The 25165-nt window shown below is 73.0% G+C and carries 22 protein-coding genes; 5 read left to right on the top strand and 17 right to left on the bottom strand.

Going from position 1 to position 25165, the window contains the following annotated elements; genetic code table 11:
- Positions 1 to 28: 28 nt before the first annotated feature.
- The 11 genes from ACIP9D_RS27580 to ACIP9D_RS27530 all read right to left on the bottom strand — a co-directional run bounded on the left by ACIP9D_RS27580 (position 29) and on the right by ACIP9D_RS27530 (position 13238).
- Positions 29 to 1024 (bottom strand): sugar phosphate isomerase/epimerase family protein, encoded by a 996-nt coding sequence (locus ACIP9D_RS27580; protein WP_350874065.1) that lies wholly within the window; start codon positions 1022 to 1024, stop codon positions 29 to 31.
- Positions 1021 to 1962 carry an SCO3242 family prenyltransferase gene (locus ACIP9D_RS27575; protein WP_350874064.1) on the bottom strand — a complete coding sequence of 314 codons (942 nt, stop codon included), beginning with the start codon at positions 1960 to 1962 and terminating at the stop codon, positions 1021 to 1023. Before ACIP9D_RS27575 ends, ACIP9D_RS27580 begins: the two co-directional genes overlap by 4 nt.
- Positions 1946 to 3112: an inositol-3-phosphate synthase gene (locus tag ACIP9D_RS27570; RefSeq protein ID WP_350874063.1), complete on the bottom strand. Its 1167-nt coding sequence runs from the start codon at positions 3110 to 3112 to the stop codon at positions 1946 to 1948. The genes ACIP9D_RS27575 and ACIP9D_RS27570 overlap by 17 nt, the downstream gene beginning before the upstream one ends.
- 645 nt (positions 3113 to 3757) lie before the next feature.
- Positions 3758 to 4996 carry a Gfo/Idh/MocA family oxidoreductase gene (locus ACIP9D_RS27565; RefSeq protein WP_350874062.1) on the bottom strand — a complete coding sequence of 413 codons (1239 nt, stop codon included), beginning with the start codon at positions 4994 to 4996 and terminating at the stop codon, positions 3758 to 3760.
- 20 nt (positions 4997 to 5016) lie between these two features.
- Positions 5017 to 6069 (bottom strand): substrate-binding domain-containing protein, encoded by a 1053-nt coding sequence (locus ACIP9D_RS27560; protein WP_350874061.1) that lies wholly within the window; start codon positions 6067 to 6069, stop codon positions 5017 to 5019.
- Positions 6070 to 6164: 95 nt separating this feature from the next.
- Entirely contained in the window at positions 6165 to 7292 is a 1128-nt protein-coding gene (locus ACIP9D_RS27555) for an ABC transporter permease (RefSeq protein WP_350874060.1), read from the bottom strand.
- Complete coding sequence (locus ACIP9D_RS27550; RefSeq protein WP_350874217.1) at positions 7289 to 8800, bottom strand: sugar ABC transporter ATP-binding protein; 1512 nt, start codon at positions 8798 to 8800, stop codon at positions 7289 to 7291. Before ACIP9D_RS27550 ends, ACIP9D_RS27555 begins: the two co-directional genes overlap by 4 nt.
- A gap of 199 nt (positions 8801 to 8999) precedes the next feature.
- Positions 9000 to 10178 carry an ROK family protein gene (locus ACIP9D_RS27545; RefSeq protein ID WP_350874059.1) on the bottom strand — a complete coding sequence of 393 codons (1179 nt, stop codon included), beginning with the start codon at positions 10176 to 10178 and terminating at the stop codon, positions 9000 to 9002.
- Between the two features lie 282 nt (positions 10179 to 10460).
- A complete protein-coding gene (locus ACIP9D_RS27540; protein WP_350874058.1) occupies positions 10461 to 11555 on the bottom strand; it encodes a YihY/virulence factor BrkB family protein in 1095 nt (364 codons plus the stop codon).
- A gap of 63 nt (positions 11556 to 11618) precedes the next feature.
- A complete protein-coding gene (locus ACIP9D_RS27535; RefSeq protein ID WP_350874057.1) occupies positions 11619 to 12428 on the bottom strand; it encodes an ABC transporter permease in 810 nt (269 codons plus the stop codon).
- A 12-nt stretch (positions 12429 to 12440) separates the two neighbouring features.
- The gene (locus ACIP9D_RS27530) at positions 12441 to 13238 is read right to left on the bottom strand and encodes an ABC transporter permease (protein WP_350874216.1); all 798 of its coding nucleotides are present in this window, start codon (positions 13236 to 13238) and stop codon (positions 12441 to 12443) included.
- A 194-nt stretch (positions 13239 to 13432) separates the two neighbouring features.
- On the opposite strand from ACIP9D_RS27530, the gene ACIP9D_RS27525 reads away from it, so the two are divergent.
- Both ACIP9D_RS27525 and ACIP9D_RS27520 read left to right on the top strand, forming a co-directional pair.
- On the top strand, positions 13433 to 13750 hold the full coding sequence (locus ACIP9D_RS27525; RefSeq protein WP_350874056.1) for a helix-turn-helix transcriptional regulator: 318 nt from the start codon (positions 13433 to 13435) through the stop codon (positions 13748 to 13750).
- The gene (locus ACIP9D_RS27520) at positions 13747 to 14079 is read left to right on the top strand and encodes a hypothetical protein (RefSeq protein WP_350874055.1); all 333 of its coding nucleotides are present in this window, start codon (positions 13747 to 13749) and stop codon (positions 14077 to 14079) included. The genes ACIP9D_RS27525 and ACIP9D_RS27520 overlap by 4 nt, the downstream gene beginning before the upstream one ends.
- Positions 14080 to 14143: 64 nt before the next feature.
- Here ACIP9D_RS27520 and ACIP9D_RS27515 read toward each other — a convergent pair whose 3' ends face one another.
- Together ACIP9D_RS27515 and ACIP9D_RS27510 are read right to left on the bottom strand one after the other, a co-directional pair.
- Positions 14144 to 14662 carry a hypothetical protein gene (locus tag ACIP9D_RS27515; protein WP_350874054.1) on the bottom strand — a complete coding sequence of 173 codons (519 nt, stop codon included), beginning with the start codon at positions 14660 to 14662 and terminating at the stop codon, positions 14144 to 14146.
- 108 nt (positions 14663 to 14770) lie between these two features.
- The gene (locus ACIP9D_RS27510) at positions 14771 to 15703 is read right to left on the bottom strand and encodes an ABC transporter ATP-binding protein (RefSeq protein WP_350874053.1); all 933 of its coding nucleotides are present in this window, start codon (positions 15701 to 15703) and stop codon (positions 14771 to 14773) included.
- 403 nt (positions 15704 to 16106) lie between these two features.
- Here ACIP9D_RS27510 and ACIP9D_RS27505 point away from each other — a divergent pair, with 403 nt between their 5' ends.
- Complete coding sequence (locus ACIP9D_RS27505) at positions 16107 to 18146, top strand: TRAP transporter permease (RefSeq protein ID WP_400451258.1); 2040 nt, start codon at positions 16107 to 16109, stop codon at positions 18144 to 18146.
- An 11-nt stretch (positions 18147 to 18157) separates the two neighbouring features.
- Complete coding sequence (locus ACIP9D_RS27500; RefSeq protein ID WP_400451255.1) at positions 18158 to 19168, top strand: TAXI family TRAP transporter solute-binding subunit; 1011 nt, start codon at positions 18158 to 18160, stop codon at positions 19166 to 19168.
- A gap of 55 nt (positions 19169 to 19223) precedes the next feature.
- Here the strand turns inward: ACIP9D_RS27500 and ACIP9D_RS27495 are convergent, their stop codons facing one another.
- Entirely contained in the window at positions 19224 to 19760 is a 537-nt protein-coding gene (locus ACIP9D_RS27495; protein ID WP_350874050.1) for a hypothetical protein, read from the bottom strand.
- Positions 19761 to 21638: a DNA primase gene (dnaG, locus tag ACIP9D_RS27490; RefSeq protein ID WP_350874049.1), complete on the bottom strand. Its 1878-nt coding sequence runs from the start codon at positions 21636 to 21638 to the stop codon at positions 19761 to 19763.
- A gap of 137 nt (positions 21639 to 21775) precedes the next feature.
- On the opposite strand from dnaG, the gene ACIP9D_RS27485 reads away from it, so the two are divergent.
- On the top strand, positions 21776 to 22984 hold the full coding sequence (locus ACIP9D_RS27485) for a low temperature requirement protein A (RefSeq protein WP_350874048.1): 1209 nt from the start codon (positions 21776 to 21778) through the stop codon (positions 22982 to 22984).
- 42 nt (positions 22985 to 23026) lie between these two features.
- Here the strand turns inward: ACIP9D_RS27485 and ACIP9D_RS27480 are convergent, their stop codons facing one another.
- Complete coding sequence (locus ACIP9D_RS27480; protein ID WP_350874047.1) at positions 23027 to 23857, bottom strand: siderophore-interacting protein; 831 nt, start codon at positions 23855 to 23857, stop codon at positions 23027 to 23029.
- 15 nt (positions 23858 to 23872) lie between these two features.
- Complete coding sequence (locus ACIP9D_RS27475) at positions 23873 to 25153, bottom strand: deoxyguanosinetriphosphate triphosphohydrolase (protein WP_350874046.1); 1281 nt, start codon at positions 25151 to 25153, stop codon at positions 23873 to 23875.
- Positions 25154 to 25165: the final 12 nt, after the last annotated feature.

The raw sequence follows: 25165 nt of genomic DNA, 5'->3' as shown, positions 1-25165 counted from the left end.
GGTACCGCACCGCGCCCTTTGCTCTGCTTCACTCCAGGCGACGGACGGTGTCCGGATGGCGGACACCGACTGTCGCCTCCGCTGAAGCAGAGCAAAGGGGACGCGCGGTGTCCTGGCCGTCGGTGTGCTGGGGCCCCGGGTCGGTGCCACCGCCCGGGTCGTCGCTGTCCGGGCGGGCCAGGCCCGCGGACCGCGCGGCGGCGCGCAGGAAGTCCAGGGACCGGGCGGCCACGGCGGGGGCGGCGTGCGAGTGTCGGGGCAGCTCCACCGCGACCAGACCCCGGTAGCCCGCGTCGTCCAGCGCGCGCAGCACCGGCGGGAAGTCGATCTCGCCCTCGCCGAACTCGAGGTGCTCGTGCACGCCCCGGCGCATGTCGTCGATCTGGACGTTGACCAGGTGCTCGGCCACCTCGTGCACGCAGCGCGGCACCGGCCACGGCTCCAGGCAGCGGCAGTGTCCGATGTCGAGAGTGATGCCGAAGCAGGCCGGGTCGTCGAGCGCCGCGCGCAGCCGCCGCCAGCCGGCGATGTCCTCGACCAGCATGCCGGGCTCCGGCTCGAACCCGAGCCGCACCCCGGCCCGGTCGGCGGCGTCGACCACCGCGGCGCACCCGGCCACCAGCCGGTCCCAGGCGGTCCGCGGCGGAACCGGCTCGGGGCGTACGCCGGCCCAGAAGGAGATCGCCTCCGCGCCCAGGTCGGCGCCGATCCGCACCGCCCGGCGCAGGAACTCGACCCGCCGGGTCGGGTCGTCGTGCAGCAGCGTCGGCGCGTGCTTCTGCCAGGGGTCGAGCAGGTAGCGGGCGCCGGTCTCGATCACCACCGCCAGGCCGAGCGTCTCCAGCCGGCGCCGCACGGCGGCCACCCGGCGGACCAGCCCCGGCGGGTACGGGTCGAGATGATCGTGGTCCAGGGTGAGCGCCACCCCGACGTAGCCCAGGTCGGCGATGACGCCGAGCGCGTCGTCCAGCCGGTGGTTGGCGAACCCGTTGGTCCCGTAGCCGAAGCGCGGCGGTGCGGTCATGTCGGCGAGACCTTCCGGGCGAGCCGGCGGCCGAGCGGGGCCGCCGCGGCGACCGCCAACCCGAGCAGCCCGGCGCCGCTGCGGGCGGTCAGCGCGCCCTGCAACGCGGGCAGTCCGGTGATCCCGGCACCCACCGCCGCGCGCACCCGCCCGGCACTCGGATCGGCGACCACCCGGGCCTGAGCCCGGCCGTAGCCGGCGGCGTACCAGGCGGTCAACGCGGCCGGCAGCGCGGCGGCGAGCGCCGCGCGGCGGGAGCGGGGGGCCGGAGCGCGCCGTTCGGTGACGTCGCCGTCGGCGGACGATCGGGTCGGGCGGCGCTCCGGACGCGGGCGGGGGGCGGCAGCCGCGCTCGCGGCGACCAGGGCGGTGCCGGCGAGGGTGCCCAGCGGCAGGGTGGCGTCGGCGCCGGTGACCTCCCGGCGGGAGAGCGCGGTGACCGTCCAGGTGTGCGCGGCCACGGTCAGCGCGGCCGGCAGCGCGCGGGACAGTCGACCGCCGGCGGCGCCGAGCAGCACGTCCAGCCCCCGGCAGGCGGCCATCACCGCGGGACCGGCAGCGGTGTTCTTCGCCCGCAGGTCGTAGCCCCAGACGGCCACGGCCAGCGGCACCGCCACCGCCGTCGCGCGCCGGCCGCCCGCGGCGGCGGCCAGACCCAGGCCTGCGGCGGTGAGACCGGCGGCGAGGCCGACCGCCGCGCCCGGGTGGACCCGGCCGCTGGGGATCGGGCGCTCCGGGCGCTCGACGGCGTCCAGCCGCCGGTCCGCCCAGTCGTTGGCGGCCATTCCGGCCCAGTAGAGCAGCACCGAGGCGCCGGCCAGGGCGGGCGTACGCCGGTCGAGCACCCCGGCCGCGGCGGCGCCGGCGACCACGTCCCCGGGGACCGAGAGCGCGGCCGGCGCCCGGACCAGCTCTGCGAGGTCAGCCAGCCTGGCCATCGGCACTCCCCCGGCCGGCGTGCAGGCGGCGGGTGAACTCCGCCAGCCGGGTCCACTGCTCGGCGAGCGAGTGGGTCGGCCCGCCGAGCGGATCCTTGAAGAAGAAGGCCAGCTCCTCGAGGGCGCCGACGTGCCCGCCGGCGTGCGCGGCGGCGGTGAGCCGGGCCAGGTCGAGCACCAGCGGGGCGGCGAGCGCCGAGTCGCACCCGTGCCAGGTGAACTCCATGCGCATCCGGGTGCCGAGAAAGCCGGAGAAGGTGATCAGGTCCCAGGCGGTCTTGAAGTCGCCCAGCTCCTCCACGAAGTCGATCCGGGTGTCGCCCTGCGGCACGTACCCCAGCGTCTCGCCGAGCACCCGCTGCTTGCTCTCCACCTTGGCCGCGTTGGCGGCCGGATCGGCCAGGTTGGCGCCGTCGCCGCCGCCGAGCAGGTTCAGCCCGGACCAGGTGTGCACGGTCAGGTTCCGCATGGCGAACATCGGGGCCAGCACCGACTTCACCAGGGTCTCGCCGGTCTTGCCGTCGTGCCCGCCGTACGGCAGCCCGCGCTCGACCGCCAGCGCGTGCAGCGCCGGCAGCCGGGCCCCGGTCGACGGGGTGAAGTCGACGTACGGGCAGCCGGCGGTCAGCGCCGCGTACGCGTAGAGCGAGCTGGCCGGCAGCACCTCGTCGGGGCCGGTCAGCGCGGCGCGCAGCGCGGTCGGGTCGGCGTGCCCGGGGTGTGGTCGGACGGCCGGCTCGGTCGCCGAGACGTTGACCACGACCACCCGCTCCAACCGGTGCCGGTCGCGGAAGTCGGTGAGGTCCCGGACGGCGGCGGCGGCCCGGTCGGCCTGGGTCGCCCCGGCCGGTGCGGGGCGCAGCTCCTGCTCGACCGTGGCGAGCTCGTCGAGGAGGGCGGCGACCAGCCGGCCCGGCAGCACCCCGGCGGCGGCGAGCGTCTCAGCGCGCTTGACCAGCGGCGTGGTGGCCACGTCGTGGCCACCGAAGACCAGGTCGCTGAAGGCGGGAAGCGCGGGACCGCGCAGTTCCGGCAGCTCGGTGACGCAACCAGCCGGACCGGTGAGGCCGGCGCGCAGCGCGAGCCCTCCGACGATGCTGGTGGTCGCGACAGAACCGCGCGCCCCCACCAGCCAGACACCCGTACGCATGGCGCCCCTTCCCGATCAGGAAGACCGTTGTGCATCGAATTATCTTGATATCAGAATTTGATTCCGAAAGATATAGAAGTGTGAGAAACATCGATGTATCGGATGGGCCCCGTCCGCCCGTCCGCTTCGGAGACGGTCCGGCGTCGAAGTCGGCGGCGACGGCGCCGGACCGGCTGCCGGTGCGGGTGCGGACGGACGGGGCTGGCAGGCAGGGTCGGGTCGGCGTCTCGACCCTGCCTCCCCCGCATCCGAGCCGTCAGGGCGATGGCGCCCCGGCCGGACGTTTCAGCAGTCGCGGTCCGTCGCGGCGCGACGGAACTGGTCGGTGACGGTCGCGCGAGCCGTTGGCGGTGCCATCTGCTCCTCCGGAACGTCGTCGGGGTGGTGGCGGCCCTCCGGTGCGGCCGGGGAATCCCGGTCCGGCCACACCGGACAGCCGTCCTGCTCGTGCGCCACCGGGCCGCGAGGCCCGGCTGCACGCCCTTCCGGAATCGACCTCGTCCCGAGCCGCGGGGCGCAACCGCGGCCGGTCCCTCGCCGGTCGTTCCCGGAAAGCTGGTCGGGCGGTGGCGGCGGGATCACCGCCACCGCGGATGGGTCGGGGGTGGTGGCCCGGCCGGACTTGCCGCCCGGCCGGGCCGTGGTTCAGACCGCGACCGCGGTCAGCGCCGGCTCCACCTCGGTCCAGGAGGAGCCCTCCTCCGCCGAGCGGGTCACCGCGTCCAGCACGAGCTGGACCTGCAACGCGTCGGCGAAGGACGGAGCCGGGTCGACTCCGGTGGCGATCGCCTCGATGAAGTCGCGCATCTGGTGGGTGAAGGAGTGCTCGTAGCCGATGATGTGGCCCGGCGGCCACCAGGCCGACATGTACGGGTGCTCACCCTCGGTCACCAGGATGCGGCTGAAGCCCTGCTCGGTGCTGGGCAGCGTCGCGTCGTAGAACTCCAGCTCGTTGAGGCGTTCCAGATCGAACACCAGGCTGCCCAGCGAGCCGTTGATCTCCACACGCAGGGCGTTCTTGCGCCCGGTGGCGAACCGGCTCGCCTCGTACGTGCCCAGCGCGCCACCGTCGAGCCGGGCCACGAAGGCCGCGGCGTCGTCGACGGTGACCTGACCGGTGGCCGGGCCGTGGCCGTCAGCGGCAGCCAGCCCGTCACCGTTGCCGTCGAGCGTGGCGGCGAGCCCGCTGGACTCCGCCGGCAACGGACGCTCCTTGACGAACGTCTCGGTCACCGCGCTCACTCCGGTGATCCGCTGGCCGGTCACGAACTGGGTCAGGTCGATGATGTGCGCACCGATGTCGCCGAGCGCGCCGGAGCCCGCCCTGTCCTTCTGCAACCGCCAGACCAGCGGGAACTGCGGGTCCACGATCCAGTCCTGCAGATACGTCGCGCGGACGTGCCGGATCACCCCGAGCCGTCCGTCGGCGACCAGCTGGCGCATCATCGTGACCGCGGGCACCCGGCGGTAGTTGAACCCGCACATCGACCGCACCCCGGCGGCCTGGGCGGTGGCCGCCGCAGCGGCCATCGCCCTGGCCTCCTGCACCGTGTTGGCCAGCGGTTTCTCGCACAGTACGTGCTTACCGGCGGCCAACGCGGCGAGCGCGATCTCGGCGTGGCTGTCCCCCGGGGTGCAGACGTCGACCACGTCGATGTCGTCCCGGCTGATCAGGTCACGCCAGTCGGTGGTGTACGCCTCCCAGCCGAGCCGGTCGGCGGCGTCGGCCACCTTTCCGGTGTCCCGGCCGCAGATGAGCGCCATCCGAGCCCGCGCCGGCAGGTCGTACACCCGGTTCACGGTGCGCCACGCCTGTGAGTGCGCGGCGCCCATGAACGCGTAGCCGACCAGACCGACCCGCAGGTCTCTGTCTCTCGTGGACAAGGTGGGTCTCCCCCCGTGTGTCAGAACCCGAGCTTCTCGTAGTTGCTCGCGTTCTCCTTGGTGATCGTCTCGGAGGCGAGGGTCACTTCCTTGGGCACCTGCAGCTCCGTGAGGTCCCCCATGCCCCGGCCCTGCGCGATGAGCCGGGCGAGGGAGATCGCCGACGAGGCCATCGACGGGTTGTAGGTGACCGTCGCCTTGAGCACCGAGTTGTCGGCCTTGATGGCGTCGATCGCGAGCTTCGCGCCCGCGCCGCCGACCATGAAGAACTCGGAGCGGTTGGCCTGCTTGATGGCGGCGAGCACACCGATGCCCTGGTCGTCGTCGTGGTTCCAGATCGCGTCGATCTTGGGCAGCGCCTGGAGCAGCTGGGCCGCCTCGCGCTGGCCGCTGTCCGAGGTGAACTCGGCCGAGCGACGGTTGGACACCTTGAACCCGTACGTCGCCAGGGCCGCGGCGAAGCCGGCGCTGCGCTCGACGGTCAGCGGGATCTCCAGGCCGGCGATCTCACCGATCACCGGGTTGGTGACGCCCTTGTCCTTCAGCTGCTTGCCGATGAAGTGCCCGGCCGAGACGCCCATGCCGTAGTTGTCACCCTTGATGACCAGCCGCGAGGCCAGCGCGTCGGGGAACACCCGGTCGAGGTTGACGATCGGGATACCCGCCTGCATCGCCTGGAGGGCAACCGCGTTGACCTCCTTGCCGTCGTGCGGCAGCACGACGATGATGTCCGGCTTCTGGGCGATCAGCGTGCCCAGCGTGGAGCGCTGCGCCTCGGAGGTCGTGCCGCCGTCGACCTCCTTCAGCTCGACGTCCGAGTAGGCGGCGGCCTGCGCCTTGGCGTTGGCGTGGATCGCGCCCATCCAGCCGTGGTCGGCGGCGGGGGCGGAGAAGCCGATGACCACCTTCTTGCCGGGGGCGTTGTTGCCGGCGCCGTCTCCGGCGGCCTTGGTCTGGGTGCTGGCCGCCGGGGTCTCGTTGCTGGTGCAGGCGGTGAGCAGGGTGGCGGCACCGACGGCGGCACCGCCGAACAGCAACCGACGACGCGACAGGTCGCGACTGTGCTGGGTCATGACGACCTCCTGGGAGCGGGTTTCAGTTGGTGAGGGTGTGCGAGGTCCGGCCACTGTCGAAGTTCTCGACGTCGCCAGGGACAACGTGCGGTGCGTCAGGTTGTGGTGGTGAGCCTGTTCCGCGCGAGGAGCCGAGTGAAGGACTTGAACTGGAACTGCTGGACCAGGACGGCGGCGACGATAATGCCGCCCTTGACCATGTTCTGCGCCTCGATGGAGAGGCCGTTGATGGCGAAGAGGTTCGTGATGGTGGCAAAGATGATCACGCCGAGCAGCGAGCCGACGATCGTGCCGCGGCCGCCGCTGAGCAGGGTTCCGCCGATGATCGCGGCGGCGATCGCGTCCAGCTCGTAGAGGTTGGCCATGGCCGCCTGGGCCGAGGTGGCCTGCGAGGTGAGCATGATGGCGGCGATGCCGCAGCAGAGGCCGGAGAGCGCGTAGAGCAGCATGGTGTGCCGGCGGACGTTGATGCCGGCCAGCCGCGCGGCCTCCGGGTTGCCGCCGACGGCGATGGTCCGCCGGCCGAAGGTCGTCCGGTTGAGCAGGATCCACCCGGCCACCACGACCGCGGCGAGGATGTAGACCAGGATCGGGATCCCGAGCACCTTGCGCGCCGCGATGTCGTTGATGAAGGTGCTGCTCGACACCTGGGTCTGCTTGTTGGAGATCGACGCCGCGAGTCCGCGGGCGGCCACCAGCATCGCGAGCGTCGCGATGAAGGGCACCAGCCGCCCGTACGAGATCAGCACGCCGTTGACCAGACCGACGCAGATGCCCACCACGATGGCCGCGAAGATCATGCCGCCGGCGCCGTAGCTCTGGGTCGCCACCGTGGTGCACCAGACCCCGGCCAGCGCCACGATCGCGCCGACCGAGAGGTCGATCCCGCCGCCGATGATCACGAAGGTCATGCCGACCGTGACCACACCGACGACGGAGGCGAGCTGCAGGATCGCCAGGATGTTGTTCCAGACCCAGGTCGGATCGTCGTAGAGGTCGGGCTTGGTGATCGCCCCTACCGCGATGAGCGCGACCAGCACCCCGATCAGACCGAGGTTGCGCTTGGCCCCGTCGCCGCCATCACCCCGCCACCAGGAGAGCCGATTGCCGGTCGGGGCCGCCTTCTCGCTGGCCGCCGCCGTCTCCGCCGGATCCACCGGCGGCGACTGCGCCGGCAGCTGGGCTGCCCGCTCCGGCGTCGCGGTGGGAGTCACGTCACTCATGCCGGTGCGCCTTCCATCAGGGACCCCGCCATGACGAGGTCGAGCACGGTGTTCTCGTCGAGTTCGCCGGCCGGGGCCTCGCGGACGACCCGCCCCTCCCGCATCACCAGCACCCGGTCGGCCAGGCCGAGCACCTCGGGCACCTCACTGGAGACCAGCAGCACCCCGACGCCCTGGGCGGCCAGCGCCCGGATGACCTGGTACAGCTCGGCCCGGGCGCCGATGTCCACGCCCCGGGTCGGCTCGTCGAGCAGAAGGAGCTTGGTGTCGCCGAGCAGCCAGCGCCCGACCACCACCTTCTGCTGGTTGCCACCGGAGAGGGTGCGCACCGGCCGCCGGACGTCACGCGGTCGCAGCTCCAGGCTCTCGGCGATCCGGTCCGCCTCGGCCCGCTCGGCGCCGGCGTCGGTGAAGCCGAGCCGGGCGTAGCGGCCGAAGGTGGCCAGGGTGACGTTGCGGTAGATCGGCTCGCCGAGCAGCAGCGCCTGGCTCTTGCGCTCCTCCGGCGCCATGCCCATTCCGGCCCGTACCGCCGCGCCGACACTGCCGGCCCGCAGCGCCTTGCCGGCCATTCGAACCGTGCCGGCCTCGGCCCGGCGGGCGCCGTAGATCGTTTCCAGCAGTTCGGAGCGGCCGGAGCCGACCAGCCCGGCGATGCCCACGATCTCACCGGCGCGCACGCTGAGCGACACGTCGGCGAACTCGCCCGGCCGGGTCAGCCCCTCGACCTCGAGCAGCTCGGCGCCGGCCGCGGCTTGCGCCGGGCGCTCCGGAAAGACGTACTCGATGGTCCGGCCGGTCATCCGACTGACCAGGTCGCGGGTCGGGGTCTCGCGGGCCGGGAGGTTCGCCGCGGTGGTCCGGCCGTCCTTCAGGACGGTGACCCGGTCGCCGATCTCGCGGATCTCCTCCAGCCGGTGGGAGATGTAGATGACGGCGATGCCCTGCGCGGTCAGCTCCCGGATGATCCGGAACAGGTTGCCGACCTCGTCGTGGGCCAGCACGGCGCTCGGCTCGTCCATGATGATCAGTCGTGCCTCGTGCGACAGCGCGCGTGCCATGCTGACGATCTGCTTACCGGCCGCCGGCAGCGCCCGGACCATCCGCCCCGGCGGGATCTCGGCGTGGCCGAGCCGGCCGAGGATCTGCCGGGTCCGCCGGGCCATGTGCCCCCGGCGGACGAAGCCCAGCCGGCGCGGCTCGTGGCCGAGGAAGGCGTTCTCCCCCACCGAGAGGTCCTCGACCAGGTCCAGCTCCTGGTAGATCGTGGCGATGCCGGCACGCATGGCGGCCTGCGGGTTCGCGAAGGTGACCGGCTCGCCCCGCCACTCGACCTGGCCGGAGTCCGGCAGGTGCACTCCGGCCAGCACCTTGATCAGGGTGGACTTCCCGGCGCCGTTCTGCCCGAGCAGGCAGTGCACCTCGCCGGCGCGGACCTCCAGCTGCACCCCGTCGAGAGCGCGGACGCCCGGGAAGGTCTTGACCACGTCGGTGAGGCGGAGCACCACCTCGCCCGCGACGGTGTCGGCCGGGGCCTCGACCAGCGGGGCGTCGGACGCCAAGCCCTCTGCGCCGCCGTCCACCTGGGTTGGTTCCCGCTCGCTCACCGCGCCCTCCTTCCGCTCGGTCAGTGCCTCTTCCCGCTCGTTCACCGCGCCGCCTCAATTCGCGACTGCGGGGCGCGCAAACCCGGCTCACCACTCGCGCTCACGACGCCTCCCCGAAGGCCACGTCGCTCGCGAGCACGGCCGCGCCGGCGACGCCGGCCCGCGGGCCGAGTTCGGAGAGGACGACCGGCAGGTTGCCGGTGGCCAGCGGCAGCGACCGGCGGTAGACCACGCTGCGGATCTCGGCGAGCAGGATGTGCCCGAGCTGGGCGAGCCCGCCGCCGATCACGATCATCGACGGGTTGGTGAAGCTCACCAACCCGGCCAGTACGCCGCCGACCCGCCGGCCGCCGTCCCGGATCAGCTGGATGCAGGTCACGTCCCCCTCGACCGCGCCCTCGGCGACGTCGAGGGCGGTCACCATGCCGTGTGCGGCCATTCGCTCGGCGAGCGCCGGCGACATGCCGCTGCGCGCCGCGACGGTCGCGTCCTTGGCCAGCGCGGCACCGCTGAACAGCGCCTCCAGGCAGCCCGCGTTGCCGCAGGAGCACATCGGGCCGTGCGGGTCGACCTGGATGTGGCCGATGTCGCCGGCACAGCCGTCGGTGCCCCGGTAGACCTCGCCGCTGAGATAGATGCCGCAACCGATGCCGGTGCCGATCTTGACGAAGAGGAAGTCGTCCACCGAGTGGGCGACTCCGCCGTGCCGCTCGCCGATCGCCATGATGTTGACGTCGTTGTCGACCACCGCCGGGCAGCCGTGCTCCCGGGTGAGCAGCTCACGCACCGGGTGGCGGTCCCAGCCCGGCATGATCGGTGGCGACACCGGCACACCGTCGCGGAAGCTGACCGGCCCGGGGACGCCCACGCCGACCGCGTCCAGCCGCTCGTACGCGCCGTCCACCTTGGCCTTGTGCAGCAGCTCGTTGACCCGTTGCAGGGTCGCCTTCGGGCCGGAGCGGATGTCGGCCGGCTCCGCGTACGCCGCGACCGGTTCCAGTCGGCCGTTGACCACCTCGACGTCGATCGAGCTGGCGCCCAGGTCGACGGCGGCGAAGCGCAGGTGTGGGCTGAGCTCCACCAGGGTGGAACGGCGTCCGCCCCGGGAGGCGGCCAACCCGGCCTCGGCGACGTAGCCGAGGGCGACCAGCCGCTCCAGCTCGGCCAGCAGCCGGGGGCGGGGCATCTGCAGCCGGTCGCCCAGCTCGGCCCGGGAGACCGCGCCCTCGTCGCGCAGCAACCGCAGGAGGCGGACGTGCAGCGGGTCTTCCGTCCGCACCGGGACTCACCTCCGCATCGCGGGTCTTTCACATCGACGCAACGTCGATGTGTTGTGTCCGACACAGTAGGAGCGTTCCGCGCTGCATGTCCAGAGCTTCAGCCAATCTGACTCCAACTTTTGTCCGAACGAACAAAAGCTAATAGTGGATCAAGGAAAGCTCCCGACCGGACGAACGCCTCCGACCTCCTGCTGCGCGCCGGCGCGGTCCTCGGGACACGACGAGAGAGTGGCCGCCCGGACGGACGGCCACTCTCTCGGGAAACCTGCGTCTCGCCTCGCTCAGCGGCGGCGGTCGGCGGAGTTCCGCTTCTTCCGGAGCTTGCGGTCGTCGCGCAGCTCGACGTACGGCTCCTCGTCGGCCGAGTGGCCCGCCGCGATGGCCCGGCTGCGCTCCAGCTCGGCGTCGAACTCCGCGCCGAGCAGGATCGCGATGTTGGTCAACCAGAGCCAGACCAAGAAGATGATCACGCCGGCCACCGCGCCGTACGTCTTGTTGTACGAGCCGAAGTTCGAGACGTAGACGGCGAAGAGCCCGGAGACCACCAACCAGATCACCACCGCCAGCACCCCACCGGGGCTGACCCAGCGGAACCCGCCGTGCCGGGCGTTCGGCGAGGCCCAGTAGAGGATGGCGAACATCAGGCTGACCAGGACCAGCAGCACCGGCCACTTGGCGATGTTCCAGATCGTCACCGCTGTCGACCCCAGCCCGATCGCGTCCCCCACCTGCTCCGCCAGGCGTCCGGTGAAGACCACGATCACCGCACTGACCAGCAGCATCACGCCGATCACCGCGGTCACGCCGACCCGGATCGGCAGCGTCTTCCAGATCGGCCGCCCCTCGGGCACGTCGTAGATGGCGTTGGAGGCGCGCATGAAGGCCGCGATGTAGCCGGAGGCGGACCAGAAGGCGCCGAGCAGACCGAGCGCCGCCGCCACGCTCGCCAGCCCGCCGGACCCCTTCGCCTGCTCGATCGCGTTCACGATGATCGTCTGGATGTTGCCCTCCGGCACCGCCTGGTTGACGGTGTCGGTGACGCCCTTGGTGACGTCCGGTCCGAGCAGGCCGAGGATGGAGATCAGCACCAGCAGGCCGGGGAAGATCGACAGCACCCCGTAGTAGGTCAGCGCGGCCGCCCAGTCGGTCAGGTTGTCGTCCTGGAACTCCCGGATCGTCCGGCGCAGCGCCGCCTTCCACCCGGTGCCGGGCAGCGCCGTGGGGCTCTGCGGGCCCTCGTCGGGCCCGACCGGCCCGCGGTCCCGGCCCGGCTGGCCGCCGGCGTGGGAGCGCTCGTCGGCCGGTTCCCCGGCCGACCGGGCACCGGCGTCGCCGCGGGGACGCCCACCCCGGGCGGAAGACTCGTCGGCGGCCATTCGCCCCTCCTCGTTGTCGACGATGCCCTCAGGACATGCCCCGACGAAGGAGCGGGTAACCACCTACTTGTAGAGCAGCCGACCCATCCGCCTTGAGGCCACCAGCAGCCCTAGGCCCATCACCACGACCAGATAGAGCACGTCGAGCAACCAGGACCAACCGGCGGTGCCGAGCGAGACGCCCCGGATCAGGTGCACCGCCCGGTAGAGCGGGGTCACCTCGACCAGCCAGCGGAGCACGGCCGGGTAGGCCTCGGCGGGGACGAAGGTGCCGGAGAAGAGGAAGAGGGTGAACTGGGCGGAGCCCATCAGGTCGAAGTCCTGCCAGCTGCGCATGAACGTGGAGAGCGCCATGCCGAGCGCGCCGAAGGCGAAGCCGACCAGCACCGCGGCCGGGAACGCGGTCGCCGCCCGCGCGACCGTGGTCAGGTCGAGCGCCGCCATCACCACCAGGAACGCGGCGGAGTAGGCGCTGCCGCGTAGCATCGCCCAGCCCAGCTCACCGAGGGCGATCTCGAACGGCTGCACGGGGGTCGCGATGACCCCGTCGTACAGCTTCATGTACTTCATCTTTCCGAAGAAGTTGAAGGTGGTCTCGGCGAGCGCGCCGGTCATCGCCGACGAGGCGAGCATCGCCGGGGCGACGAACGCCGCGTAGCTGACCACCTGGCCGCCGGGCAGCGTGAGGTCACCGACCAGCCCGCCGACACCCACGCCGATGGAGAAGAGGTAGAGCAGCGGCTCCACGAAGCCGGAGATGAGCAGCAGCCAGTAGACCGACTTCAGCGCCGCGACGTTGCGCTCGGCCACCGAGACCGACCGCCGGGACGCGGCGGAGACGTCGACCAGCCGGGGCAGGACCAGACTGACCACAGCGAACCCTTCCTAGACGACGAGCCGGCGGCGGAAGACCGCGCGGGCCAGCAGCCACCCGCCCAGCGCCCAGGCCGCGAGGTAGAGCAGGTGCCCGGCGACCGACCACTGGGGAGCGACGCCGAGGGTCGCCGCCCGACACAGGTCGACGGCGTGCCAGAGCGGCGTCGCGTAGGCCAGCCAGCGCAGCGCCTCGGGCAGGTTCTCGACCGGGAAGAAGACGCCGGCGAAGAGCGACATCGGGATGACCGCGAAGCGGAACAGCATGGCCAGCCAGCTGTCGCTGGACACCGCGGCGCTGTAGGCGAAGGTGGGCGCGGCGACGGCCAGCCCGAGCAGCGCCACCACCGGCACCACCGCCACCGCCCATGGCGAACGGAGCGCGCCGAACAGCCCGGTGATCAGCAGGAACGCGGCGATGGTGGTGAGCACCCGGAACAGCACGTAGAGCAGGTGCCCGGCCAGGATGTCGCCGACCCGCAGCGGGGCCGCGCTCTGCGCGAAGTAGGTCTTGATCCATTGAAAGTTGCTGAACACCGGCCAGGTCGCGTCGCCGATGGCCACCTGCAACGCGGTCGAGGCGATCAGCCCGGGCACCAGCCAGTCGAGGTAGGGCACCCCACCGACGCCCTGGTCGATGTAGGCGCCGACGCCGACCCCGAAGCCGAGCACGGTCAGCACCGGCAGCAGGAAGGAGGAGAAGACACCCGCCCGCCAGGTGCGCCGGTAGCCGACCAGGAAGTAGTTGAGCACGGCCAGCGCGGGCACCCGGGGCAGCGCAGGCCGGACCCGACCCGCCGACGGCGTCACGCCCACCACGATCACCACCCTGACTCGCCGTCCGCTCGCTGCGACCTTCCTACCCCGGGGGTACGACAGGCCCGAGCCACCCTACGACCACCCAGTGCCGGTGTCGCGCCAGTTTTCGCTCCGGCCACGCTGACGGAAGCGGCAGGTGCCCGTTCCGGTGGACAGCCTTAATCTACATAGGTAGCCTTGTTCTCGTGGAACCGCTCGGACGGATCGGCGGCGCGACCGTCGACGTGCTGCGCGTGCTGCTCGACAGCGACCAGCCGCGCTGGGGCCTGGAGATCATCAAGCTGACCGGCCGCCCCTCCGGCAGCGTCTACCCCCTGCTGGAACGGCTGGAGCGGCACGGCTGGGTGACCTCCATCTGGGAGGCGGAGAACGAGCGGCGGGGGCCCCGGCGCCGGATGTACCAACTCACCGCCGAGGGCGCCGGCGAAGCACGCCGGGTCTGCGCCCGGGCGACCGCCGGGCGCGCCACGCTCCGGACCACCCGCCCCCGGGAGGCCGGATGAATCGGCTGGCCGCAGCCCTCGTCCGCTGCGCGGCGGCGCTCCTGCCCGACGCGGCGCAGCGGGCGCGCTACCTCGAACAGTGGCGGGCCGACGTGCGCGATGCCGCCGAACTCGACCTGTCACCGGTGCGGATCGCGGCGGGAATCGTCGTCGCCGCCGCTCGGATCGCCATCACCGCCCGGAAGGAGCCACCCATGCTTCCCATCGGCCCGCTCGCCCTCGCCCTGCGCCTCGTCGGCGGCCCCACGGCCCGCCGTCGCGCCGTCACCCTCGCCGCGCTGTCCACGATGGCCGTGCTGGCCGGCGTGGGGGTGTTGCTCGTGCAGTGAAGGCTGGCCGCCCACTACCGCGCCGCCCTCGCGGAGGCCCGGTCGGTGGCTGGTGCGGCCCGGATCAGCCCCGGGCCGCCCGAGCCAACGCCCGGAGCGCGTAGCCGAGCAGCAGCACGCCGGCGCCGGTGCCCACCACCAGGCCGGCCGACACCCCCGCCGCCAGCCCCGTCACCAGCCCCGCCAGCGCGACCGCGCAGATCGCCACCCCGAGCGGACGCAGCAGCGGGTCGCCCAGCAGCGGGGCGAGCGGGAAGAAGTGCAGGCCCACCACGGCGCAGACGAGCACCGGGACGAACTCCGACCAGCCGGCGGCGGCCAGCGCCACGGCGCCCAGCCCGGCGAGGGCGAACTCGGCGACGACGATCAGCAGGTAGCGACGGCTCGCCGCCCGGTCACGCGGCCCGGCGTCCGCGCCCCGGGACCGGGCCGTGACGATCCCTCCGCCGACGGCGGTGAGCAGGGCGGCCACGCTGCCGGCCACCAGCGCGCCGCGCAGCGGCTGCTCCGCGGCCGGCACGCTGAACCAGACGGTGGCGAAGATGCCGAGATAGAGCGCACCGAGCCCATCCCGACGCCGCAACCGACCCTCCACAACAGACACCCGATCCCCCGCTCGCCCCGCCCGGGCCACCGGCGGCCGGGCCACCGGGATGCTACGCCCCGGCCGGCCGCCGGACGGTCCGGCGTCTCAGTCGACCAGCGTGCGGCCGGTGAGGTGCAGGAAGACGTCCTCCAGGCTGCTGCGCCGGACCAGCACGTTGGCCGGAGTGAGACCCCGGGCCTGCACCTCGGCCAGCGCCGCGTCGCCGTCGGCGACGTAGAGCAGGATCCGGTCGGGCAGCACCTCGACCCGCTCCCCCAACCCGCTGAGCTTGCCGGCGAACGCCTCCTGCGACTCGGCGGCGAAGCGCAACTCCACCACCTCGCGGGTGGAGTGCCGCTCGATCAGCGACCGGGGCGACCCCTCGGCGACGATCCGGCCGCCGTCCATCACCACCAGCCGGTCGCAGAGCTGCTCGGCCTCGTCCATGTAGTGGGTGGTCAGCACCAACGTCACACCCTGTTGCTTGAGCCGGAAGAGTCGTTCCCAGACCAGGTGCCGGGCCTGCGGATCGAGCCCGGTCGTGGGCTCGTCGAGCAGCACGATCTCGGGCTCGTTGACCAACGCGCGGGCGATGGTGAGCCGGCGCTTCATGCCGCCGGAGAGCGGCTCGACCTTGCTGTCGGCCCGCTCGGCGAGCTGGACGAAGTCGAGCAGCTCGGCGGCCCGCTCCCGGGCCACCCGGCGGGCAATGCCGAAGTAGCGGGCGTAGGTGGTCAGGTTCTCGCGGACGGTGAGCTCTGGGTCGAGATTGTCCAGCTGTGGGCAGACCCCGAGCCGGGCTCGGATCGCTGGCCCGTCACGGACCGGATCCATGTCGAGGATGCGCAGCTCGCCACCGGTGGGCGGCGAGGTGCAGCCGACCATCCGCATGGTGGAGGACTTGCCGGCGCCGTTGGGGCCGAGGAAGCCGAACGCCTCGCCCGGCTGCACGTCGACGTCGATGCCGTCGACGGCGGTGAAGTCGCCGAACCGCTTCACCAGCCCTCGGGCCCGGATGAGTGGTTGAGCAGTGGTCACCGCCCGACCCTAGCCACCGGGTCCGACAGCTCCACCCCATTTATCCGCGCGGCGGCGCCCCCGCCGGCGGCCCATTGACGTGTATCGTCCCTTTGTGTCGCCCACCCGCTCCTCCGACGGTTCGCCGCCGACGCCGCGGCCGGCCGGCTCGACCAGCGCCGGCACCGACCCGGACGGTGCCGGGGCAGCCCCGCGACCAGCGTCCGCACCCAGCGCGGAGAGCATCACCCCACCGGTCGACGACTCGGCCGATCCGACCGCCGCCCCACCTTCGACGGTCCCGCCCAAGACCACCGACGCACCCGTCGGCGACTCGCCCGGCTCCACGGGACCGGCGGACCGTGCCAGCCGTGCCGACGAGGCCGTCGGCGACGGCTCCGTCCGTCCCGGCGCGCCGGCCGCGGTGCCCGAGTTGGCCGCCCAGTTCGAGGACGAGAAGCCCGGCCGGGTGCTCTCCGGGCCGATCGGCCTGCTGTTCGGCGGGGCGGCGCTCGCGGTGGGCACGCTCGCCCTCTGGCAGGTGTTCCGGCCACTGCCGCAGGGCAGCAAGTACTACCTGATCATCTTCCTGGCCGGGATCCTGCCGCTGGTCTTCCTCGCCTACCCGGCCGATCTGCGGCTGCGACGACGGCGCACACCCGAGCCCGTGGCGGCCCGGACGCGGCCCAGCGTGGCCGACTGGGCGCTGGCCCTGCTGGCGCTGGCCGCCTGCCTCTATCCGGTGCTGCCGCTGTCGCTCGGCTCCGGTGGTGGCGGTTACGACGCCTTCCTCGACCGGCAGGGCCTGCTCGCGCCGGTGGACCTGGTCATGGGCACGGTGCTGCTGTTGTTGCTGCTGGAGGCGTGCCGGCGGACCACCGGCTGGGTCCTGCCCGCGGTCTGCCTGCTCTTCCTCGCCTACGGCTACTACGGAGGGCTGCTGCCGCAGTCCTGGCCGGTGGCCCACGCGGGGCTCGACTTCAGCCAACTGGTCGACGCGTTCTACAACTCCGACAGCGGCTTCTACGGCACACCGCTCGACGTCGCCGCCTCGTACATCGTGCTCTTCACCATCTACGGCGCGGTGCTCGACCTCTCCGGCGCCGGCCGGTTCTTCGTGACGCTCTCCACCGCCGCGTTCCGCCGCTCGCGCACCGCCGCCGGACGGACCGCGGTCGCCTCCGGGTTCCTGCTCGGCACCGTCTCCGGCTCCGGGGCCGCGACCACCGTGAGCATCGGCGCGGTCACCTGGCCGATCCTGCGACGGGCCGGCTACCCCCCGGAGCGGGCCGGCGGCATGCTGGCGGCGGCCGGCGTCGGCGCGATCCTCTCCCCGCCCACCCTGGGCGCGGCGGCGTTCATCATCGCCGAGTACCTCGGCGTCTCCTACCTGCAGGTGCTCGGCTGGGCGACGGTGCCGACCATCCTCTACTACCTCGGCATCCTGCTCTCCGTGGAGATCGACGCCCGGCGCTCCGGCGTACGCCCGGTGCTGCTCGACGCCGTCTCGCCGTGGCGGCTGCTGGCCCGGTTCGGCTACCACTTCGCCTCGCTGCTCGTCATCATCGCCCTGCTCGCGGTGGGCGTCTCGGCGACCCGGGCGGTGGTCCTCGCCACGGCCCTGGCGGTCGTGCTCTCGTTCCTGGACCGCGCCCACCGGCTCACCCCGTTGCGGGCGCTGACCGCCCTGGTAACCGGCGTACGCGGGGTGCTGGCCGTGGCCGCCGTCTGCGCAGCCGCCGGAATCATCACGGCGACCACCACCAAGACCGGCCTCGGCCCGCAGGCCGCCGCGCTGCTGGTGGACGGCGCCCAGGCGGTCACCTCCGACCCCACCCTGGTGCTGATACTGACCGCGGTGCTCGCCGCCGTCGCGCTCAGCCTGCTGGGGCTCGCCGTGCCGGTCACCGCCTCATTCGTGATCGGTTGGGTGATCATCGGACCGGCCCTGATCGACCTGGGGGTGGCGACCCCGGCGGCGGCGATGTTCGTCTTCTATTTCGCGGCGCTCTCCGAGGTGTCCCCACCGACCGCGCTCGCCGCCGTCGCCGCCGCCGCGGTGACCGGCGGGCGGCTGGTGCCCACCATGTGGCAGACCCTGCGCTACGCGCTGCCGGCGTACCTGACCCCGATCGCCTTCGTGATCACACCCGCCGGGCTCGGGCTGCTCGGCATCGGCGGCCCGCAACGGATCGTCCTCGCGGGCGTGGTCATCGCGCTCAGTGTCGCCGTGCTCGCCGTGGCGGCGGGCGGCTGGCTGCCCGGGGTGGGCCCGGCCGGGGCGCCGGAACGCCTGCTCGCCGCGCTCGCCGGGGTGACCCTGCTCTGGCTCGAACCCGTGCCCGTAGCGGTCGGCCTCGCGTTGGCCGCGCTCGCGGTGACGGGGGTGTTCGTACGACGCGGATCGGCCGGCCGGACCGGCGGGCCGCGGGCCGGATCACCGGCGGAGCTCAGGGAGGTATGACAGTGAGCGGAATCAAGCTTCGGCTCGGCGCCGGCGTCGGCGTGCTCGCCATCGTCGCCGCGGGCACGGTGGGCTGCGGTGGCAAACAGGGTGGCGCGGCACGCGACGACACCGCCAGCGAGGTCACCTGCGAGGTGACCCGGGACACCCGGGTCGGCATCGCGACCGGCAACGCGACGGGCGTCTACTACGTGGTCGGCAACGCCCTGGCCGGCCAGCTCTCCGGCGCCACCGGTGGCAGGCTGACCGGCACCGCCGCCGAGACCGGCGCTTCGGTGCAGAACGTCGAGCAACTGGTCGCCGGCCAGTACGACGTGGCCTTCTCGCTCTTCGACACCGCCGTCAACGCGGTGCAGGGCAAGGGCAGCTTCACCGCCGCCCAGCCGGTCGAGGCACTGGCCCGGATCTACGACAACTACACCCAGGTGGTCGTGCGCAACGACGCGGGCATCGCCTCGGTCGCCGACATGAAGGGCAAGCGGATCTCCACCGGCTCGCCCAAGTCCGGCACCGAGGTGATCGCCAACCGGCTGCTCGAGGCGGCCGGCCTCGACCCGGCCAAGGACGTCCGGGCGCAGCGGCTCGACCTCACCAAGACGGTCGAGGGGATGAAGGACGGCAGCATCGACGGCTTCTTCTGGTCCGGCGGGCTGCCCACCGGCGGGGTGACCGACCTGTTCACCACTGCCGGCGACCGGGTGCGGTTCCTCGACGTCACGCCGCTGCTGCCGAAGATGGCCGAGCTGAACCCGGCCTACCAGGCGGGCACCATCGGTCGGGACGCGTACCGCACGGCGGCCGACACCCCGACCATCGTGGTGCCGAACGTGCTGCTGGTGCGCAAGGATCTCGACGCCGACGTCGCCTGCGCCATCACCCGGACGGTGTTCGAGAAGAAGGACGCGCTGGCGCAGGCGAACCCGGCGGCCAAGGGCATCAGCCTGGAGAACGCCCGCCGGACCGACCCGGTGCCGCTGCACCGCGGCGCGGACAAGGCCCTGGCGGACCTCGGGGCGCGGTGAGCGAACTCGGGCGGGCCGCTCCCGCCGGTCGACGGTCGGGCGCCGCCCCGGCCGGTCAGATGTCGGCGGGAGCGGTCGCGGCCTTCGCGGTGGCGACCAGCCGGTCGGTCTCGGCGATGAGCTCGGCGTCGTCCACCGGGCTGCCCGGGTCGTAGCGGACCGTCCAGGTCAGGCCGTCCACTCCGGACACCCGACGGGCGGCGATCCGGCCGGCGCCGCCGGGCATCGAGTGGTGCTGGGTGTACGCGACCGAGCGGGTGACCCGGGCCCGCACCTGGTGCGGCAGGTCACCCGGGTCGAGCAGCAGGTAGGTCTCCGCGGGACCGTCGGCGACGACCAGGTAGCCGTCCCGCTCGGCGACCCGCTCGGCCGGGGTGACGGTCAGCTCCCGCCCGGACCAGACCGCCTTGAGCAGGTCGTGCCAGCCCAGCCGGTGCCCCCGACCGGGCAGCCAGAGCCCGAGGTTGCTGGCCACCAGCACGCCGTCGCCCTCGCCGTTGCCGGCCGCCGCCCAGGCCAGCACCCGTTCGTCGGGGGTCAGTGGCGGCCGGTCGGCCGGGGGCAGCTTGGGCCGACGGTTGAACAGTCCCATCTAGAGCCCTCCCGCGGCCTGTTCCCGCAGCGCCCGGGCGTGCTGCTCCAACGACAGCAGCTCGCCGAAGAGCGCGAAGTATTCGTCCTTGTTGTTGACCGGGTTGATCCGCTGGATGCGCGACTTGAGATCACGGATCCGGCCGGTCACCGAACCCCACTGCACCCGGGCCATGGTCACCGAGACGTACCGCGGATCCGGGTCGCCGTCGATCCGCAACGGCTCGACGGCCAGCTCACCGACGAGGGCCTGGGCGGCGAGATCGGGGCAGACGTCGCGGACCGACTCGATCCACACCGCGCCGCCGGTGGCCGCCGCGGCTCCGCCGGCCGCCGCGATCGCCTCGCGCACCGCCACGTGCACCGGGTGCCGGTACTCCGCCGCCTCGACCGCGTCGAACATCGGCCCGGCCAGCACCGGCTGCTGGAGGGCCAGCTTCAGCGCCTCCCGCTCGACCATCGACTGAGGGCTCTCCACCGCCGGCTCGGCGACCGCGACGGACCGGGCGGCGACCGGGGCGGGCGCCTCCCGGCCGGCGGGAGCCGACGCGGCGGCCAGCACCGCCCGCTGCACCGGCTCGATCTCCATGCCGAGGTCGCCGGCGAGCTTGCGGACGTACTCCGGGCGCTTCTCCCGGTCCTTGAGCTTGGCCACCAGCGGCGCGGCCCGGCGCATCGCCTCGACCCGGCCGTCGACCGTGTCCAGGTCGTAGCGGCTGATCATGTGCCGCAGCGCGAAGTCGACGAGCGGCTCGCGGCGGGCGACCAGGTCGCGGACCGCCAGGTCACCCTTCGCCAGCCGCAGCTCGCACGGGTCCATGTTGTCGGGGCTGACCGCGATGAAGGTACGCCCGACGAAGCGCTGGTCGTCGTCGAAGGCGCGCAGGGCGGCCTTCTGCCCGGCGGCGTCCCCGTCGAAGGTGAAGATGATCTCGCCGGCCACCGCGTCGGTGTCGAGCAGCAGCCGGCGCAGCACCCCGATGTGGTCGGCGCCGAAGGCGGTGCCGCAGGTGGCCACGGCCGTGGTCACCCCGGCCAGGTGGCAGGCCATCACGTCGGTGTAGCCCTCGACCACGACCACCTTGCCCTGCTTGGCGATCTCGCGCTTTGCCTGGTCGATGCCGTAGAGGACGTGTGACTTCTTGTAGATCGGGGTCTCGGGGGTGTTGAGGTATTTCGGGCCGTCGTCGTCGTCGAAGAGCTTGCGGGCGCCGAAGCCGATCACGTCGCCGGTGAGGTCGCGGATCGGCCAGAGCAGCCGCCGGCGGAACCGGTCGATCAGCGAACCCGACCGGGCCGGACGGGACAGCCCGGCGGTGACCAACTCGTCGTGGGTGAAGCCCTGCTGGCGCAGGTGCTTGGTGAGCAGGTCCCAGGCGTCGGGGGCGAAGCCGCAGCCGTAGCGCTCGGCGGCCGCCCGGTCGAAGCCGCGCTGCGCGAGGAACTCCCGGGCCGGCCTGGCGCCGGCGGTGGTGAGCTGGGACCGGTAGAACTCGACCGCGGCGGCGTGCGCGGCGACCAACCGCTGCCGCTGCCCCTGCTGCGGGCGGCTACGCGGGGCCGGGGTGTCGCCCTCCAGGTAACGCAGCTGGATGCCGGCGCGGGCGGCGAGCCGCTCGACCGACTCGACGAAGCTCAGGTGGTCGGCGTCCATCAGGAACTTGATGGCGTCACCGCCGGCCCCGCAGCCGAAGCAGTACCAGACGTTGCGCGCCGGGGAGACGTTGAACGAGGGGCTCTTCTCGTCGTGGAACGGGCAGAGCCCCTTGAGGTTGCCGCCACCGGCGGACTTCAGGGTCACCGTCTCGGAGATGACGTCCGCGATCGAGGTGCGCTCGCGGACCAGCGCGATGTCCTCGTCCCGGATCCGGCCAGCCATGGATGCACCCCCCTCGGCTTACATCCTGCCCTGCCGGGCCGACGATGCGCCGACGGGGGCACGCCGGGTGAGCCGGATCGCGCGCGGCTTGCCCGTTTCCGTCCCACCTACCGAGGCGCTGCGGCGAGCATAGGCAGATGGGGGCGCAAGAGGGTGGTGCGGCATGGTGGGGCCGACTGGCCGGCCGTGTGGTCGCGCGCCGGCCGACAGCCACCGTCGACGAGGCCGGTCACCGGCACGCCACCTGGTTCGAACTCTTCTTCGACGTGATCTTCGTCTTCGCGCTGGCAGCCGTGGTGGACCGGCTCGGCGAGGACACGACCCCCCACGCGCGGAGCGTGATCACCGTGTTCGGGCTCTTCCTGGTGGTGCAGTGGGCCTGGGTGGGACATGCCTACTACGCCACCCGGTATGAGTCCGATGATCTGCCGCACCGGTTACTGCTGCTGCTCGCGCTGCTCGGCGCCGGGGCGATCACCCTCGGCGTGGACGAGGTGCCCACCGGCGAGATGCTGCCGGTCGGCTACCTGATCGTCCGTGGCGTGCTGCTCCTGCTCTACCTGCGGGCCCGCCCCACCACCGCGGAGGCGCGGGCGGGCACCCTCGTCTACCTGATCGGCTTCGGGATCGGCTGGCTGATCTGGCTGGCCTCGCTGGCCGTCCCCGGGCATCTGCGGCCGGTGTTCTGGATCACCGGAACTGCGGTCGAACTCGCCACACCCTGGGTCGGCTACCGCTGGCTGAGCCGGTGGCCGGTGGACGTCCGGCACCTGCCGGAACGGGTCGGCCAGTTCATCATCATCGTGCTCGGCAGCACGGTGGCGAACCTGCTCGCCACGGTGCCGGACCACCCGGACCAGAAGATGGCCCTCACCGCGGCGCTGGCCCTCATCGTGCCGGCGGCGATCTGGTGGATCTACGCCACCTTCGTCACCAGCGGCATCCCGATCCACCGGCTGCGCGGTGGTCAGCCCTACACCTACCTGCACTACCTGCTCGGCGGCGGCCTGCTGCTGCTCGGGTGGGCGCTCGGGCAGGTGGTCCGGGCGGTCCATGCCGAAGCGGACCTCACCGATGAGCTTCGGTTGCTGCTCGCCGGCTCGGCCTCCCTCTGGCTCGTCTGTGGGCTCGGCCTGTACTGGCTGTCGGTCCGGGTCTCGCTCCGCGCCACGCTGATCGCCGTGGCCGGCGTCGGCTCGATCTGGGCGATCGCCCTGACCGTCTCCTCGCCGTTCCTGATCCTGGCGTTGCTCAGCGCGGCGATCGCCGGGTACGCGGTGCTGTTCACCGCCCTGCTGAGCGGGGACCGGCCGGAACAGGGGGTGGCGCTCACCTCCGCCGACTGACCGACGTCGCGATCGTCGCCGCCCAGCGGCTCGGGCCCGTGGTCAGGCGGCGACGGTCTCCTCGGCCTCGGCCTGCCGGTTCCACTCGGGCTTGCTGGCCCGCCAGCCCTCGTCGTCCGTGCCCCGCCGCCAGTAACCGGAGATGGAGAGCAGCTCCCGGGCCACTCCCCGGTCGATCCGGAGCAGCCGGCGCAGCTCCTTGACGAAGGTCGCCTCGCCGTGCACGAACGCGTGCACGGAGCCGGCCGGGAAGTCCAGCGCCCGCACCGCGGCGACCAGCGCCGCGCCGACCGGGCGGTCGCCCCGGTACAGCCAGGTCAGCTCCACCGCGCCCGGGCTGGGCAGCGGCTGCTCCTCCGCCGGGCCGCTGATCTCGACCAGCACCCGGGCCGGAGCGCCGATCGGGAGTCGCTCCAGGGCGGCGGCGATCGCCGGCAGCGCGCTCTCGTCGCCGACCAGCAGGTGCCAGTCGGCCTCCGGGCTCGGGGCGTACCCGCCGCCCGGCCCGACGAAGTGCACCGGGTCGCCCGGGCGCAGCGCGGCCGCCCACGGGCCGGCCAGCCCCTCGTCGCCGTGGTGGACCACGTCGACGGTGAGCTCTCCGGCGATCGGATCCCACGCCCGAACGGTGTACGTGCGCAGCCGGGGCCACTGCTCGCGGGGCCGCTCGCGGCGGATCGCCTCCAGGTCGAGCGGGGTCGGCAGGGTCATGCCGTGCGCCGGGAAGACCACCTTGATGTAGTGGTCGGTGAACTGACCCACCGGCAGTCCGGCGAGCTGCTCGCCACCGAGGACCAGCCGGATCAGGTGCGGGGTCGGCCGCCCGGTGCGCAGGACCCGAGCGGACGTGACCTTCGTACGGCGCTCCGTCATGCTGGTTAGGTTAACCTAACTAGCTGGGTCACCGACCGGCGGTACGCCCCGGCGGACCAGGCGTGTGTGCCAGGCCACCGCGGCCGGATCGGTCAGCGAGGCGATCTGGTCGATCACCACCCGCAACCGGGCGGGCTCGTCCGGCGCCGCCGCCCACAGCGGGGCGAAGACCGGATCCAGCCCGTCCGGCGCCCGCTCGACCAGGGCGGCGACCAGTTCGGCGAGGATCTGCCGCTGCCGCTCATAACGCCCGCGTGACCCCGGTCGGCGCATCACGTAACGCAGCGCGATGCCCTTGAGCAGCGCGCACCGCGCCCGGACCGGTCGGGGCACCACCAGGTCCGCGGCATAGCGGCGGTGCGGCCCGGGGCCGAACCGCTCCTGGGTGGCGGCCACCGCGGCGGAGACGAAGCGGCCGGTCAGCACGCTGGTGGTGGCCTTGAGGGCGGCCTGGGCCCGGTGGCTGCCGTCGTATCCGGCGAGCGGGGTGAGCACCGGGTCGGCGAGCAGGTCGACCAGCACCTCGCCGAGGTCGTCCGGGGACTCGCCCGAGTAGGTGGCCGCCACGTCGGCGCAGAGCGCGGCCCGCTCGTCGGCGTCGTCGAGCAGCGGGCGCAGTGCGACGTACCCGCCGTGGATGCCGTCCTCGACGTCGTGCACCGAGTACGCCACGTCGTCGGCCCAGTCCATCACCTGCGCCTCCAGGCAGCGCCGGTCGCCGGGCGGCGCACCGGCCCGGATCCAGCCGAACACCGCGCCGTCGTCGGCGTACACCCCGAACTTGCGCTCGCCCCGGCGGCGCGGCCAGGGATATTTGCCGATCGCGTCGAGCGAGGCGCGGGTGAGGTTCAGCCCGGCGGGCGAGCCGTCCGGGGCGACCACCTTGGCCTCCAGCCGGGTCAGCACCCGCAGCGTCTGGGCGTTGCCCTCGAAGCCGCCGCACGGGCTGGCCAACAGGTCCAGCGCGGCCTCGCCGTTGTGCCCGAACGGCGGGTGGCCGAGGTCGTGGGCCAGCCCGGCGACGTCCACCACGTCCGGGTCGCAGCCCAGCCGGGCGCCCATCTCCCGGGCGATCTGGGCGACCTCCAGCGAGTGGGTGAGCCGGGTACGCAGGAAGTCGTCGGTGCCCGCGGTGTGCACCTGGGTCTTCGCGGCGAGCCGGCGGAACGCCGCCGAGTGCAGCACCCGCGCCCGATCCCGCTCGTACGGCGAACGGCCGTACCCGCTGTCCTTCGGCGGCTCGGCGACCCGTCGTTCGGCGTCCGGCGCGGTGCCGCCGGGCGACTGACCGGTCACCCGGTCACCCGC

The sequence above is a fragment of the Micromonospora sp. NPDC093243 genome, from assembly GCF_044753725.1.
In the GTDB taxonomy this organism is placed as follows: domain Bacteria; phylum Actinomycetota; class Actinomycetes; order Mycobacteriales; family Micromonosporaceae; genus Micromonospora.
This window is presented reverse-complemented; position numbering and strand designations above follow the sequence as displayed.

What these genes read in the sequence shown, in the direction of transcription:
- ACIP9D_RS27580 (WP_350874065.1), bottom strand. Translation starts at nt 1,024, where the DNA reads ATGACCGCACCGCCGCGCTTCGGCTACGGGACCAACGGGTTCGCCAAC.
- ACIP9D_RS27575 (WP_350874064.1), bottom strand. Translation starts at nt 1,962, where the DNA reads ATGGCCAGGCTGGCTGACCTCGCAGAGCTGGTCCGGGCGCCGGCCGCG.
- ACIP9D_RS27570 (WP_350874063.1), bottom strand. Translation starts at nt 3,112, where the DNA reads ATGCGTACGGGTGTCTGGCTGGTGGGGGCGCGCGGTTCTGTCGCGACC.
- ACIP9D_RS27560 (WP_350874061.1), bottom strand. Translation starts at nt 6,069, where the DNA reads ATGACCCAGCACAGTCGCGACCTGTCGCGTCGTCGGTTGCTGTTCGGC.
- ACIP9D_RS27555 (WP_350874060.1), bottom strand. Translation starts at nt 7,292, where the DNA reads ATGAGTGACGTGACTCCCACCGCGACGCCGGAGCGGGCAGCCCAGCTG.
- ACIP9D_RS27540 (WP_350874058.1), bottom strand. Translation starts at nt 11,555, where the DNA reads ATGGCCGCCGACGAGTCTTCCGCCCGGGGTGGGCGTCCCCGCGGCGAC.
- ACIP9D_RS27520 (WP_350874055.1), top strand. Translation starts at nt 13,747, where the DNA reads ATGAATCGGCTGGCCGCAGCCCTCGTCCGCTGCGCGGCGGCGCTCCTG.
- ACIP9D_RS27495 (WP_350874050.1), bottom strand. Translation starts at nt 19,760, where the DNA reads ATGGGACTGTTCAACCGTCGGCCCAAGCTGCCCCCGGCCGACCGGCCG.
- dnaG (WP_350874049.1), bottom strand. Translation starts at nt 21,638, where the DNA reads ATGGCTGGCCGGATCCGGGACGAGGACATCGCGCTGGTCCGCGAGCGC.
- ACIP9D_RS27485 (WP_350874048.1), top strand. Translation starts at nt 21,776, where the DNA reads ATGGGGGCGCAAGAGGGTGGTGCGGCATGGTGGGGCCGACTGGCCGGC.
- ACIP9D_RS27480 (WP_350874047.1), bottom strand. Translation starts at nt 23,857, where the DNA reads ATGACGGAGCGCCGTACGAAGGTCACGTCCGCTCGGGTCCTGCGCACC.